Source organism: Gemmiger formicilis (assembly GCF_018784445.1).
GTDB lineage: Bacteria > Bacillota > Clostridia > Oscillospirales > Ruminococcaceae > Gemmiger.
Genome location: NZ_WQOH01000029.1, coordinates 85,827 through 99,154 on the forward strand (window position 1 = coordinate 85,827; position 13,328 = coordinate 99,154).

A 13,328-nucleotide genomic window follows, 5' to 3' on the forward strand; every position below is an offset into this window, starting at 1 on the left:
GATAAAATTAAAAGTTCTTCACTATATAGCCGCTGAGAACGGCGAAAATTACGAGGTTTTTTAAACTGTTTAGAAAAAGTTCAAATTTTTAGAAAGATTCCAAATCATATCATACAGACCGGCAGTCGCAACTTTTGCAACGGTCCTCAAAATTTTTGAAAAAATTATCTCTACTATATAGCCACTGGGAAAAGGCAAAAGGTAACGCTCGCTGAAAAAATAATGGAATTTTTTCATTAAATTTCAGTATAACAGTATAACTTGCAGGATTCCTGCAAGTTTAGAGATGTAAAGCGAAGAATTTTTTCTCAAGAACTGGCCTAAACGCCAAAATTACACTTCAAAAACAGCATATCACCCATTGTGCTAAAAAACCTTGCACTTTTACAAAATATCTAAATCCATTTTAACAGGCAATGGGGAAAAAAACTGCCACATTACTCAAAATAAAACAGGCAAGCCGCAGATTAAAACGGCTTGCCTGTTTTAAGTGACGATGGTGACGGTAGTGACGATGTTTATGGGATATGGGTAGGGGTATGCAAGAAAGATCGTCACCATCGTCACCACCGTCACGCTTATAGTGAAATGACGCTTGCAGTTTACTACTGCTCGAAACAAAAACAATGATACTACGAGAAACACAAAATCAGAATGACGCAGATGACGCTAATGACGCTGAATCTGGGATATGGTATAGGGATGTCCTAAAAACAGCGTCACGAGCGTCATCAGCGTCACTATCGTCACGCAAGAACTGTGCCGGGGGTCTGGGGTACGCCCCAGAAATGTGCATGTGGATGACCACATGCTATGCTAGCAAAACATGTCTCCACTCAAAACGATGACAAACAAACCCGATACCCGCACAAATTCGTATATGCTCTCAAGAGTGAATCACTTCTGATTCATCCAAAAATCTTGACTCGAAAAAGTGAATCAGTTCTGATTCACGCTTACAATGGCTCCACTATATCGGCTACTGTTATAAACGGGTATCTTGTATCGAATTGAGAGCGCAAACACATCTTACAATGATCTATTTTGTGGTTTTACATTTTGGGCAGCAGTGGAAGAAGCCCAGAACGAAGGTGGCCAATTTGAGAAAGCTGGGCATCCCGGCTGACAAGGCTTACCAGTGGGGTAATTCAAGACTGGGCTATTGGCGTATCGCCGGTAGCCCTGTATTAAAGTGTTCCATTACAAACGAAAGACTCGCAGCAGCAGGATACTTCAGTATCCTCAACTACTACGAGTCCTTGCACTTATGCTGTTGAACCGCCGTGTACCGGTCGGTACGCACGGTGGTGTGAGAGGTCGGCTATCTATTTGAGAGAGCCTCCTACTTGATTTAAGAATTATTTGTCTCTTCGAAATTCTCAATCATTTTCACAATGTTTACTACCGGTAAAACGATTGGAGTCGTTCCGGGCTGTGCGGTAAGCAAGGTCAGTTGAGAACGTACATAGGCAAAAAGGATGGCAACAGCATTGCTATTCAATAAAGCATCTTTATTTTCTAGAGATTCGTCAATAGAACAAAAGCCGCTGATTTGAACTTTAGCAACATATTCGTCTTTGCGAGTAGCCGTTACCAAAACAATAACGCGATATTTCCCATCAGACAGTTTTATGACCTGCTTTGTTACATCTAAATTGGTCTGAACATTAGTGCCTTCATTTTCGAACCCTTCTCGATGAAAAGAAAGCTCATCAAAAACGACGGGATTTATTTGCAAAGCACTTGCTACAGGAGTTAAATTATCCGACTGATTCATTGTATACCACCTTGGTTCACATTATCGAATGGAATAAAAGATTATGCAGCAGTGGAAGGGCTGTATTCATTCCGATAAGATATTTCTGTACGAGGTATTTGCTTTACAGGAATATCCAGAGCGGACGGCGCTTCAGATATTTGAACAGCAGAATAGCTAAATGGCGCATTTACTTGAGGTGATGCTAAAAAGCTGAGATCCAAATTGCTAAACTGTACAGTTTCAGAATTTCCATCAGAGGTGGATTGGATTTCAGAATGCAAACGCTGCATAATGGACTCACGCAATACAGCATTTTCATACGAAGGATGACGTAAATGATTCAGTAGGTTTTCCATTGTGTCGCGTGAAATATTATAGACATCTTGCATCATAGGGCGTGCCTCCTTTTCTGAATAGATTATTTACATGTATGTGGCTTCTAAGGATTGTATCTTGTCTAAATCCGAAGAGGAGATTAAATCTGAAAACATAAGATTTGTTTCTGGATTGTCTAGGCTGGGGGCTAAATCTATGAAGGCGTACTTCGAATACCAATTTATGAGATCGTGAAAAGCCTCTAAAGTGACTAGACGAAGAGGACAGCACTTTACAATATCATCGACAGATTGTAGAATATGTTCGAAAATTGATGAGCCAATGTGGTGCTGTTGATATTCTTTCCGGACGGCTATATATTGAATATGAAGAGCGTAAAGATCACTATACAAATCAAGGGAGTGTTCATCCAATGGAGGGTCAAACTTAGAATTGTCAAAACGCTTTAATTCGATACGATAATAGCCAACAATAATCCCGTTATAGGTTACTTCATAAGCGTAACTACGTTTCATTAAGCATAGAAAGTATGAATCTTTTACCATCTTATCAATGCTTTCTATGCCGCACGTGAAAGTGGGATCCGCAGGTTTTGCCATTTTTGTAAAGGTTAGCGAATCCATGGGAGTCATCCTTTCAAAAAATGAGGTGATGATTTATATAAGATAGTGATTGTAGCAAAAATAAAGGTAATAATCAACCTATTTCTACATAATATACCATATTTTACGAGAAAAGTATAGCTTTTACGAAAAAAATCAAGCGCACTACGGAAAATAATAAAAACAATACGCCCAGTAACCTAATCCGAAACCGTATAGGGCTAGATTGGCGAGATAAATAAATTATACTACTACGGACAGGCATAATGCAATCGTAAGTTGTACTCTCTGGTGTTAAGTTGTACGCATGACCGCAAAACAATAGTGGGGAAAAATCCGACTTTCTACGTTTTTGCAGATAAGATAAGATACGATAGTATCTTAGTATTTTATTTATTTAGTTATTTATTTGTGTTGGATTTACCTATACAGGGAAATCCCGTCTAGGTAAATGCCGTTGCGGTAAAATAAAAATCCCCGGAAGGCGGGGATTTTAGGGTGGTATTTGGCTGGACGGCTATCGCGTCGATGCGGTGCGAACGCGCCCAAACAGGGGCGTTTCTCGCGGTGACAGGGGCGGTGTGCGGGGATTGCGTGGAGTAGTGCTTGCGTACAACTTTTTGCTAGAGGGTAAAACTTATATACGGATTCGTAGGGCTTTTCACTGGCAAGAACCCAGTGATGCTCGTATTCATGTTTCTCAATGAGACCAAAGCTGCGCATTTATTTGAGCGGTGCGAGTCAGAATCCGTTTCACCGATTTGCCCCCAAAACTGCCCCCAAAAGGAGTTGGGACGGTTCAGCACTGTGCAGCACTCCTTTGTACACATGGGACAAAACCCATTCTGAGCCTTGGTACGCAATACCACCAAACCCAACAAAACAACACTGTAACGCACGATTTTTAGATTTCTCATAACCCGGAGGTCGCAGGTTCAAGTCATGTCTCCGCAACCAACAAAAGCTCGTTGAAACGACAAGTTTCAACGAGCTTTTTTCTACCTTATGGCAAAATTGGTAATATTCTGGTAACTTTGACCCCAAAATGACCCCAAAACGGCAAAGCAACTGCGCCCGGGCGATTGAACTTTTCAACCGCCCGGGCGCTTTTTGTGGATAAATTTTGCGGAGTTGGCAGGTAAAAATAGGATCGGTCAGTGTGGTCAGCTCGCCTTGACGAGTACCAACACGCTGTTGTTTGGCACGACGATCTGTTCCTGTTTGGTGGGAATGGGCGGGTTCTTGTACTGGCGCAGGGCTTTTTGGATTTGCTGCTTGACTTCCAGCAGGGCGGCATCCAGCGTAGCTGCTTGGGTAGCGATTTTTGGGAAGTCGGGAACATGGGCGGTGCAGCCGTCTGCCGAGAGTGTACAAAGCACAGGATAAGGCTGGTTCTCAACGGAGATACTGTACTGCATCCCGAACATATCGTCCATCTTGTCCATCTCGCGCCGTTTGTGTTCGTCCATGCTGTGAACGTAGGTGTCCATTGTGAACGCTACCGAGTAGTGACCGAGAATGGCTGACAACGTTTTGTAATCCATGCCGCGCTCCAGCGCACGGGTGGCGAAGGTGTGGCGCAGGGCGTGGAAGGTAAAGTGCCCGATGTCGGCATCCTTCAACAGGCGGTCGTAGTAATCCTTGAAAGTTTTCTGCTCAAAGTAGTGTCCAAACTCGTTGGTGACAATGAAGCCATCGTCGGTGTACTTATCCCCTACCCGCTGCTTGTCCTGCGCCTGCTGCTGTTTCCAGCAGGCAAGCTCGTCTGCCATTGTGCGGGTCAGCGGAATCGTGCGGCGGGAGTTTTTTGTCTTGGGGGTGCCAAATACAATTTCGGTCTTGTTCTCGCCGTCGTGGGCTTCGTACTTGGCAAGGCGGTTGATGGTACGGCGTACATGAAGCTGCGCGGTGGAAAAGTCGATGTCCTCCCACTTCAGCGCCAGCAATTCCCCCATGCGTAACCCTGTACACAAATCCAGCCGGATGAACACGCCATAGCGGTGGCGGTAGCTGGCCTGCACCAACGCCCGCTGCTGGTCGTTGGTAAATACGCTGATTTCGGGCTTCTCTCCGCCGGGCAGGGTCACGGCATCGCAGGGATTGTAAATCAGCAGACGCTCTTTTACAGCTTGCTGCAGGCACTTATGCAGTGCCATGTGGTAGTTGCGCAAGGTCTTGGGGGATAAGCCTTCCTCGCGGAATTTGTAGTTATAAAACTCCTGCAAGGTGTGCGGTTCTAATTTCTTTAATAAAATCTTTCCCAGCACACAAAAGTGCTTGTTGAGATAACTGCGGTAGCTGGCGTAGGTGGATTGCTTGACTGTGTCCTTCATATAGGTATCCAGCCAATACTCGTACCATTCGCCAAGGGTCACCGACATAGGATCGCGCCAGCCCTGTGTGCGGACTTCGTGGGCTTGCTGCTGTAAAATGGCAATGGCTTCCTGCCGCGTGTTACAGCAGGTGGATGTGCGTCTGGGCTTACCGGTTTTGTAGTCGATTCCGGCAGATAGCCGCACCTCCCACCGCCCGTCTGTTCGCTGACGAATATTGCCCTCGTTATGCCCACGGCGCAGGGATGTTTTAGATGTGTCTTTCACGGTGCATCGTCTCCTTTCGTGACACAAAGACTACCACAGGTACGACCACAAAGCTATTCATCAGACCCGACAATCTTCGGGTTCTCGTTTTGGGCTTTATTGACCTTTTGCTGCTCCAGCCAGCCCAGCAGTTCATTCCGCCGCACCAGCAGTCGGTTTCCAATGTGGAACGCAGGAAAAGTCGCGTCGTGAAATATGCGGTAGGTGGTCGAGCGCGAAATGCCGAAGTAAGTTTGCACCTCCTTGGGACTTACAACATTGGGTAAATCTTGAAATTCCGTGTTCATGGGTTCCTCCTATGTAAGTAGTGAAAAAACGCTTTCACTATATAGCCACTGGGAAAGGGCAAAAAGTATCGCAGGCTTTTGAGATGTAATAATTTGTAATAAAATGTCGACATTATGTAGCCAGTGGGAAGGCGCAAGATTTGACCTGTATCCAACAAAAATTTTCATCAAAATTAAAGCAGGCAAGCCGCAGATTAAAACGGCTTGCCTGTTTTAAGTGACGATGGTGACGGTAGTGACGATGTTTATGGGATATGGGTAGGGGTATGCAAGAAAGATCGTCACCATCGTCACCACCGTCACGCTTATAGTGAAATGACGCTTGCAGTTATGACGCTAATGACGCTGAATCTGGGATATGGTATAGGGATATCCCCAAAACAGCGTCATTTGCGTCACAAGCGTCATCGGCGTCACTATCGTCACACAAGAACTGTGCCGGGGGGCTGGGGTACACCCCAGAAATGTGCATGTGGATGACCACATGCTATGCTAGCAAAACACGTCTACCCCAAAACGATGACAAACAAACCCGATACCCGCACAAATTCGTATATGCTCTCAAGAGTGAATCACTTCTGATTCATCCAAAAATCTTGACTCGAAAAAGTGAATCGGTTCTGATTCACTCCTAGGGATAGAGGTATATGCTTCTACCTGTCAAGTGTATACAAGGCGGATAAGCAGCACAATGATTTATTGAAAATTCGGAAAATAATCTGTATAATACTTATTAGATAAAGCCTATACCCATGAAAAGCAAACGGTTTAACCGTCGGCACATAAACTCATTTGTTTGCCCCCAAAAGGAGAACACATCGTGAACCACATCGCAGTAGTCGAGGACAGCGCACAGGATCGGGCAGTGCTGGACTCGTATCTGGAAAAATACCAGCAGGAGAAAAACTGCCATTTTCAAATCACACATTTTTCAGATGGTGACGAGATCGCGCTGGGCTATAAGGGCGGCTATGACCTGATCTTGATGGACATCGAAATGACCTTCATGGATGGTATGTCAGCAGCCGAGGAAATCCGCCGAGCCGACCCGGAGGTGCTTATCATCTTCATCACCAACTCGCCGCAGTATGCCATCAAGGGGTACGCGGTGCAGGCGCTGGACTACATTTTAAAGCCGCTGAGCTACTACGCTTTCTGCCAGCGGATGAACCATGTGCGGGAACTGCTGGAGCGCCGCCAAAAGCACTATCTCACCGTTCCCTGCGCGGGCGGCGTGCAAAAGCTCGATGCCTCCGACATTTATTATGTAGAGATTTGCGACCACGACCTGCTGTTCCACACCAAGCAGGGCGAGGTGCATTCCACCGGCTCCATGCGCGATGTGGAGCAGAAGCTGCCGCCGGAGAATTTCTTCCGCAGCAGCAAGGCGTACCTTGTCAATTTGGAGCACGTTGACGGCATCCAGGACGAGGACGCCATCGTCAACGGCGATCGGGTGCAGATCAGCCGCGCCAAGCGCAAGGCGTTTTTGGCGGCGCTCAACCACTACATGGGGGAAAACATCTGATGGAAACGGAAGTTCTGGGCAACATTCCCCGCCTGTATACCGCGCTGGCGGACTGGCTGGCCTGCCTTTTGTATCTGTACTATCTGCCCAAGCGTACAGCAGGCTGGCGGCGGTATACGATCCACGCGGTGTTTTTGCTGCTGCTCGGCGTCTTTATGCAGGCAACGGGGCAGGTGCCGCAATTCTGGTTTCTGCCCTGCATTGCGGTATCCATCTTGATCATGTATCTGTACATCCGAATGCAGGCCGATGTGCCCGCCCGGTGCGCGGGGTATTATTGTGTCCGCGCGTTTATTTTAGGAGAACTGGCGGCCTCACTGGAATGGCAGCTCTACTACTATATGGCAGGGCGGCAGGGTACACCGGGCGTTGGTGTGCGCGTGGGCATTCTGGCGGTCGTTTATGCCGCAGTGTATGGCGCGGTGTTCGCGCTGGAACGCAATTATAACGATATTGCCTCGCCTCTGCATGTCCACAAAAAGGAATTTCTCAGTACGCTGTTCATCGGTGTGGCGGTCTATGCCGCCAGCAACCTGAGCTATGTCAGCCCGGACACGCCGTTTTCCGGCAAGATGACGGCGGAAATTTACAACATCCGCACGCTGGTAGACCTGGGCGGCATGGCCATTCTGTTTGCGCACCACATGCAGCTGGTGGAGTACCGCCGCAAAAAGGAGCGCGACGCTTTGCAGAACGTCTTGCAGGCGCAGTACGCACAGTACCGTTCGGCGCAGGACAGCATTGACCTTATCAATAAAAAATATCACGACCTCAAGCACCAGATCGCTGTGCTGCGCAGCGAGGCATCAGAGGAAAAAGCCCACTATCTCGACGCGATGGAGCAGGAGATCCGCAGCTATGAGGCGCAGAACAAGACCGGCAACGAGGTGCTGGACACAATCCTGACCAGCAAAAGCCTGTACTGCCAGCAGCACGGCATCACGCTAACCTGCGTGGCAGACGGTGCGGCGCTGGATTTTATGGATACGATGGACCTGTGCTCGCTGTTCGGCAATGCGCTGGACAACGCCATCGAGAGTGTAGAAAAGCTGCCCGACAGCGAGCAGCGACTGATTCATCTGGTGGTGGCACGGCAAAAGAGCTTTTTGTGGATCCGGATCGAAAACACCTACGACGATGCTTTCCGCGCGGACGGCACGTTGCCCAAGACCACGAAGACCGACGCCCGCTACCACGGCTACGGTCTAAAGAGCATCTACGACACCGCCGAAAAATACGGCGGCACCGCCGAGATCACCACCCAGGAGAACCAGTTTACATTAAAGGTGCTGTTTCCCATCAAGCAGAAATAACCCAGACAGCCCATTTTGGTGGGCTGTTTTTTTGCTTTAAGCAACCTGCACAAAGCGCCCCGGCATTCAATTGTTAAAAACGACAATAGTGCGTACCGTTTGCGCTGCAAAAGCAACGGTTGACGTACGAATCTCCCACAAAAAGAACGAGATGTGGTATGGTTTTGTCATCGAAAGGGAGCCGAGTGGCTCCCTACAAATGACAGGAGGAGAACATGAAAAAACGTGATTCATCACCGAAAGCAGCACGCATTGCCACTGCATCGCTCAGTGTGCTGCTGGCAGTAGCCATCGGCACAACCTGCGGCGCGACCTCATACAGATCGCTGGTTTGCAACACGATTGGCGGTACCATGTACAAAACCATTGATAAAGCGAATGCAGAACCGCTTCAGGCCAGCACTGACAACGGCATGTCCCTGGATGAGTGGAAGAAAGCCGCTGACCAGTTGGTTGAAGATGTGGCCAGCGAGGGTATTGTTCTGCTGAAAAACCAGAATCAGACGCTACCGCTTGCTAAAGGCTCCAAAGTGACATTGTTTGGCCGTTCTTCTGTTGATCTGGTTCTCGGTGGCACCGGCGCAGGTAATATCAATACTGACTATGTGGTCGACCTCAAATCGGCAATGGAGGCAGACGGTCGTTTCACCATCAACAACACAATTTGGGATTTCTATAAAACCTACGATGGAAAAGACGGCTATGTCCGCAGCAACGGCGGCTATATGGGTGCCAAGCCGGAGGATATCTATACGGCAGAAGTTCCGGTAAGTGAATACACCGATGAGGTCAAGCAGTCGTACATAGACTATAATGATGCGGCCATTGTGGTATTCTCCCGCGTAGGCGGTGAGGCTTCGGATATGCCGACCGGTGCATTTGGCGACGGCGAAAAGTACCTCGCTTTGCAGCCTGCGGAAGAAGCTCTGCTGAAGGAAATCAAGAACAGCGGTGCTTTTGATAAGATCATTGCCGTGATCAACACTTCCAACGCGATGGAATTGAGCTGGGTCGATCAGGAAGAGTATGGGATTGATGCCTGCCTCTGGATCGGCGGTGTTGGGCAGAGTGGTTCGCGTGCGGTTGCTAAAGTACTTGACGGCGAAGTGAACCCCTCCGGTCGCCTGTCCGATACCTATGCGGCGGATTCCTTCTCTTCCCCCGCTATGCAGAACTTTGGCGATTTCACTTTCACGAATGCCGATGAAATAAACTCTTCTATCGGCGAAGCAAACAACGGCACAAAGTATGTTGTGTACCGCGAAGGCATCTACGTCGGCTATCGTTATTATGAGACGCGTTATTCCGATGGTGTGACGAATCCCGCCGGTACGAACGCGCTGTCCTCTGCGGGTGCTTTCGTAGGCGATACGTGGAATTATGACAATGAAGTCTGCTATCCCTTCGGCTACGGTCTGAGCTATGGCGCTGAGGATGGGCTTCCGTTTGCGCAGGAAGTTGTTTCTTCCAAGATGAGTGATGATGAGCTGGAAATGCAGGTCAAAGTTACGAACAACGGCACTGCTGCGGGCAAAAACGTCGTGGAACTTTACGCACAGCAGCCGTATACCTGCGGCGGCATTGAGAAATCCGCCGTACAGCTTGTTGGCTTTGACAAGACGGATATCCTTGAACCTGGTCAGTCTGAGACGGTCACGATCACAGTGCCGAAGAAAGAGTTCTCTTCTTACGATTACCGAACAGACAAGACCTATGTGCTGGATGCCGGTGACTACCGCTTCGCTATTGGCAACAGCGCCCACGATGCACTGAATAATATTCTGGCTGCACAGGGCAAGACGGTTGAGGATGGCATGGATGCCGAAGGTGATGCAGAGAAAGTTTATCTCTGGAACAATGCCGAGAAAACCCTGCTGAATGTTTCTTACAGCGGGGACGAAGTAACCAACCGTTTCGATGATGCAAGTCTGGAATATTATGGGGAGGATACGGATTATTTGACCCGCAGCGACTGGAGCACCTTCCCCGAAAGCTATACTGATCTGACGGCCACGGCGGATATGATGGCGGCCATTGACGCAGAAGGCAGCTATGAGCCGGGCAGCAGCGATACTTCCGCTATCATTACCGGTCAGGACAACCAGATGACGCTGGCAAAAATGTACGGCGTTCCTTTCGATGACACGGAAACTTGGGATAAGCTCCTGAACCAGCTTACCACCGAGGAGATGACCCGCATTGTCACCGGCTCGGCGCTGTCTACCATTCCGTCCATTGCGTATCCGGCCATGTTCATGAAGGACGGCCCGCAGGGCAACCAGCTCCGCACATATGTGGAGGATGGCACAAGTGCTACTGGCTTCTGCGGTGAAGTTCTCCGCGCTTGCTCGTTTAACCGTGACCTGATGTATGAAGTTGGCACCGCAATGGGTGAGGACTGGTACCGTACTGAAACGGTAGGCGCTTATACGCCGGCTGTCAATATCCATCGCACACCGTATGCCGGCCGTAACTTTGAGTATTATTCCGAGGATGGCTTCCTTTCTGGTGAACTTGCCACGCAGGAAGTGGAAGGTCTGCAGAATCACGGCGTTATCTGCTACATCAAGCATTTTGCACTGAACGATCAGGAAACCAACCGTCAGGGCATCTGCACCTTCTCTAACGAGCAGGCTATCCGCGAAATCTATCTGAAAGCCTTCGAGAAACCTTTCACTGAAGGAAAGGTCAAGGGGTCCATGGGCGCATTCAACCGCATTGGTTGCACCTGGGCCGGGGCACACAGCGGATTACAGAAAGACGTTGTTCGCACAGAGTGGGGCTCTACCGCAATCCTGGATACCGATATTGCAATCAACACTACGATGCAGAGCGTTGCGGGCGGTCTGGAAGGCGGCAACACGATGTGGGCGACTTCCGGCAGTGTATTCTACGGCTATATGGTTGATAAGGTGCCCAAAGATGCGAAACTGCTTGCCAATATGCGAGAAGCCTGCCACGTCATCCTGTACAATGTAGCAAACAGCAACGGTATCAACAGACTTTCTGCAACGGCACATGTCGTTTCGGTTACACCTTACTGGGAAAAGCTTGCCTATGCGCTGATTGCTGTGCTGTCTATTGCAGATGCCGTTGCCGCATTCTTTGTGGTCAAAAATTCCAAACGTAAAGAAACGCTGTGAGGTGCTAAGATGAATACATTCTTCAAAAAATCCTCCCTTCTGCACACGATTACTGCGGTTGGAATGGCAGCTACTGCCATTGTGTATGCGCTGGCTAAGGCAAAAGAAAATTCGCCTATTATCATTGCTCTTTTGGTGATTGGCGCATTGCTGGAACTCTTTGTCGCATCCGACAAGGCTCCTAAATATTTCGAGTATCCTCCATTTGCCGCAGCACTCGTCAGCGTGGCTATGTTCATCAACCTTGCCTTTGATGAGATCGGTGACATTCTGTCGAAGATCAATATGGATGGTTTAAGTACTTCCTGGATTGCAAGTGCGGTCCTGCTGGTCATCTGCATGATCTGCGCGGCAGTGTCTACCGTGTGGGGCAAAAAATAAGAAAGGGTGTATACCTTGCTGCGAAAGGTTTGGAATACGGCAAAAAAACATATAGACCTATGTGCCTTTGCGCTGATCACCGGAATCGCCGTCATTGACCTGCTGCGTTACGCTGCGTTGGGAATGCTTCAGCCGTTGCTTTATATGGTGGTGACAGAACTTATCCTTGTAAGCTTTGCTTTTGCAGCGTGGAAGGGCAAGCTGCCGATTCTAATGCTGCCGGTCGGCCTTGCAGTCGGCTGGCTGGGAACATGGACGAATTACCTGGAAACAACGCTGTTCCATATCGGCTTCTTCCTGCAAGCAGGCGTTGCGATTCTTTGGGCGCTGGGTGGCATTGTGCTGGCGCTGCGTCATATAAAGCAGGCCGCGCCGCATTGGTGGGTGTTTCTGGCGTTGCCGCTGGTGCTGACCGCCGGCTGCATGGTCGTGTGCAAAGTCAGCTATGATGCAGCGCGCACGGCAGACCGCGCCGGGCAAACCGTATGGGCCGTTCCGCAGACATACGAGCAGGAATGTGAACATCCCGGAATCGTAGAGCATATAAGCTACAAGACGAAAGCCTACGCTACCGATGAAAGAACCGTTGAAAAACAGGCATGCGTATACCTGCCCTACGGATATGACCCGGAAAAGCAGTACAACATTCTATACCTGATGCACGGCACCGGCGACAATGAAGACTACTGGCTTTTGGCGCATCCTGAGAACAAAACCATGCTGGATCAGATGATTGAGCAGCAGGTAATTGAGCCGCTTATCGTTGTCACCCCGACTTTCTATGTGGAAGATGACTGCAAAGACGGTTTGGATCCCTTGACTTACTCCTTTGCCAAGGAATTGCGAAACGATCTCATGCCTGCGGTGGAAGCGCAGTATTCGACCTATGCGGAAACCTGCGACGATGCAGGTTTCGCTGCCAGCCGTGAGCATCGTGCCTTTGCGGGTCTTTCCCGCGGCGCAGTAACGACGAACCATTCTGCCGTGTGCCAGGCGCTGGATTACTTTGCATGGTTCGGAACTTTCAGCGGCAGCAGAACCACTGCGGATGAATTCCGGGCGGCTATCCAGTCTGATGAGTTTGCACGGCTTCCCATCAAATATCTTTACGCTTGCGGAGGCAGCTACGATTTTGCACTGCCTGGTCAGATCGAGGATTACAACAATTTGCTTGCAGTCGAACCCCGACTGCAAAGCGGCGTGAATACGACATTTGCTGTCTATCCTCTGCGCCACCATTCAGCAGATAATTGGCATATCGCTTTGTATAATTTCCTGCAAAAAGTGTTCGTAGAATAAAGCCGCATCTCCAATAAAAGGGTTTCCTCTACAACGGGTTTCTGCCAGGAGGAAGCCCTTTTGTTGGCATCTGCGTGATT

10 protein-coding genes are annotated in these 13,328 nt (G+C 49.0%); 5 read left to right on the top strand and 5 right to left on the bottom strand.

Features of this window, described 5'->3' with window-relative positions; translation table 11 throughout:
* Positions 1–1,351: 1,351 nt before the first annotated feature.
* From GPK89_RS09845 to GPK89_RS09865, 5 genes are all read right to left on the bottom strand, one after another.
* On the bottom strand, positions 1,352–1,777 hold the full coding sequence (locus tag GPK89_RS09845) for a protein-export chaperone SecB (RefSeq protein ID WP_215692721.1): 426 nt from the start codon (positions 1,775–1,777) through the stop codon (positions 1,352–1,354).
* 41 nt (positions 1,778–1,818) lie between these two features.
* Positions 1,819–2,151, bottom strand: coding sequence for a hypothetical protein (locus GPK89_RS09850; RefSeq protein WP_215692723.1), 333 nt, complete (start codon positions 2,149–2,151; stop codon positions 1,819–1,821).
* A gap of 30 nt (positions 2,152–2,181) precedes the next feature.
* Positions 2,182–2,718 carry a GNAT family N-acetyltransferase gene (locus GPK89_RS09855; protein ID WP_215692725.1) on the bottom strand — a complete coding sequence of 179 codons (537 nt, stop codon included), beginning with the start codon at positions 2,716–2,718 and terminating at the stop codon, positions 2,182–2,184.
* A gap of 1,142 nt (positions 2,719–3,860) precedes the next feature.
* Positions 3,861–5,297 (bottom strand): tyrosine-type recombinase/integrase, encoded by a 1,437-nt coding sequence (locus tag GPK89_RS09860; RefSeq protein ID WP_215692727.1) that lies wholly within the window; start codon positions 5,295–5,297, stop codon positions 3,861–3,863.
* Between the two features lie 53 nt (positions 5,298–5,350).
* Entirely contained in the window at positions 5,351–5,584 is a 234-nt protein-coding gene (locus GPK89_RS09865) for a helix-turn-helix domain-containing protein (protein ID WP_215692729.1), read from the bottom strand.
* A gap of 820 nt (positions 5,585–6,404) precedes the next feature.
* Between GPK89_RS09865 and GPK89_RS09870 the strand changes: the two genes are divergently transcribed.
* The 5 genes from GPK89_RS09870 (at position 6,405) to GPK89_RS09890 (ending at position 13,248) form a co-directional block, all read left to right on the top strand.
* Positions 6,405–7,112, top strand: a complete 708-nt coding sequence (locus GPK89_RS09870) for a LytR/AlgR family response regulator transcription factor (protein ID WP_215692731.1) — start codon at positions 6,405–6,407, stop codon at positions 7,110–7,112.
* Positions 7,112–8,425, top strand: a complete 1,314-nt coding sequence (locus tag GPK89_RS09875) for an ATP-binding protein (protein ID WP_215692733.1) — start codon at positions 7,112–7,114, stop codon at positions 8,423–8,425. The genes GPK89_RS09870 and GPK89_RS09875 overlap by 1 nt, the downstream gene beginning before the upstream one ends.
* Before the next feature lie 215 nt (positions 8,426–8,640).
* Complete coding sequence (locus GPK89_RS09880; protein ID WP_215692735.1) at positions 8,641–11,568, top strand: glycoside hydrolase family 3 protein; 2,928 nt, start codon at positions 8,641–8,643, stop codon at positions 11,566–11,568.
* 9 nt (positions 11,569–11,577) lie between these two features.
* A complete protein-coding gene (locus GPK89_RS09885) occupies positions 11,578–11,949 on the top strand; it encodes a hypothetical protein (protein ID WP_215692737.1) in 372 nt (123 codons plus the stop codon).
* Positions 11,950–11,964: 15 nt separating this feature from the next.
* Positions 11,965–13,248 (top strand): alpha/beta hydrolase, encoded by a 1,284-nt coding sequence (locus tag GPK89_RS09890; protein WP_215692739.1) that lies wholly within the window; start codon positions 11,965–11,967, stop codon positions 13,246–13,248.
* Positions 13,249–13,328 lie beyond the last annotated feature (80 nt).

Bases quoted from the DNA above. Each gene is read 5' to 3' on its own strand.
- GPK89_RS09880 (WP_215692735.1), top strand. From the start codon at position 8,641: ATGAAAAAACGTGATTCATCACCGAAAGCAGCACGCATTGCCACTGCA.
- GPK89_RS09885 (WP_215692737.1), top strand. From the start codon at position 11,578: ATGAATACATTCTTCAAAAAATCCTCCCTTCTGCACACGATTACTGCG.
- GPK89_RS09850 (WP_215692723.1), bottom strand. From the start codon at position 2,151: ATGATGCAAGATGTCTATAATATTTCACGCGACACAATGGAAAACCTA.
- GPK89_RS09845 (WP_215692721.1), bottom strand. From the start codon at position 1,777: ATGAATCAGTCGGATAATTTAACTCCTGTAGCAAGTGCTTTGCAAATA.
- GPK89_RS09875 (WP_215692733.1), top strand. From the start codon at position 7,112: ATGGAAACGGAAGTTCTGGGCAACATTCCCCGCCTGTATACCGCGCTG.
- GPK89_RS09855 (WP_215692725.1), bottom strand. From the start codon at position 2,718: ATGGATTCGCTAACCTTTACAAAAATGGCAAAACCTGCGGATCCCACT.
- GPK89_RS09865 (WP_215692729.1), bottom strand. From the start codon at position 5,584: ATGAACACGGAATTTCAAGATTTACCCAATGTTGTAAGTCCCAAGGAG.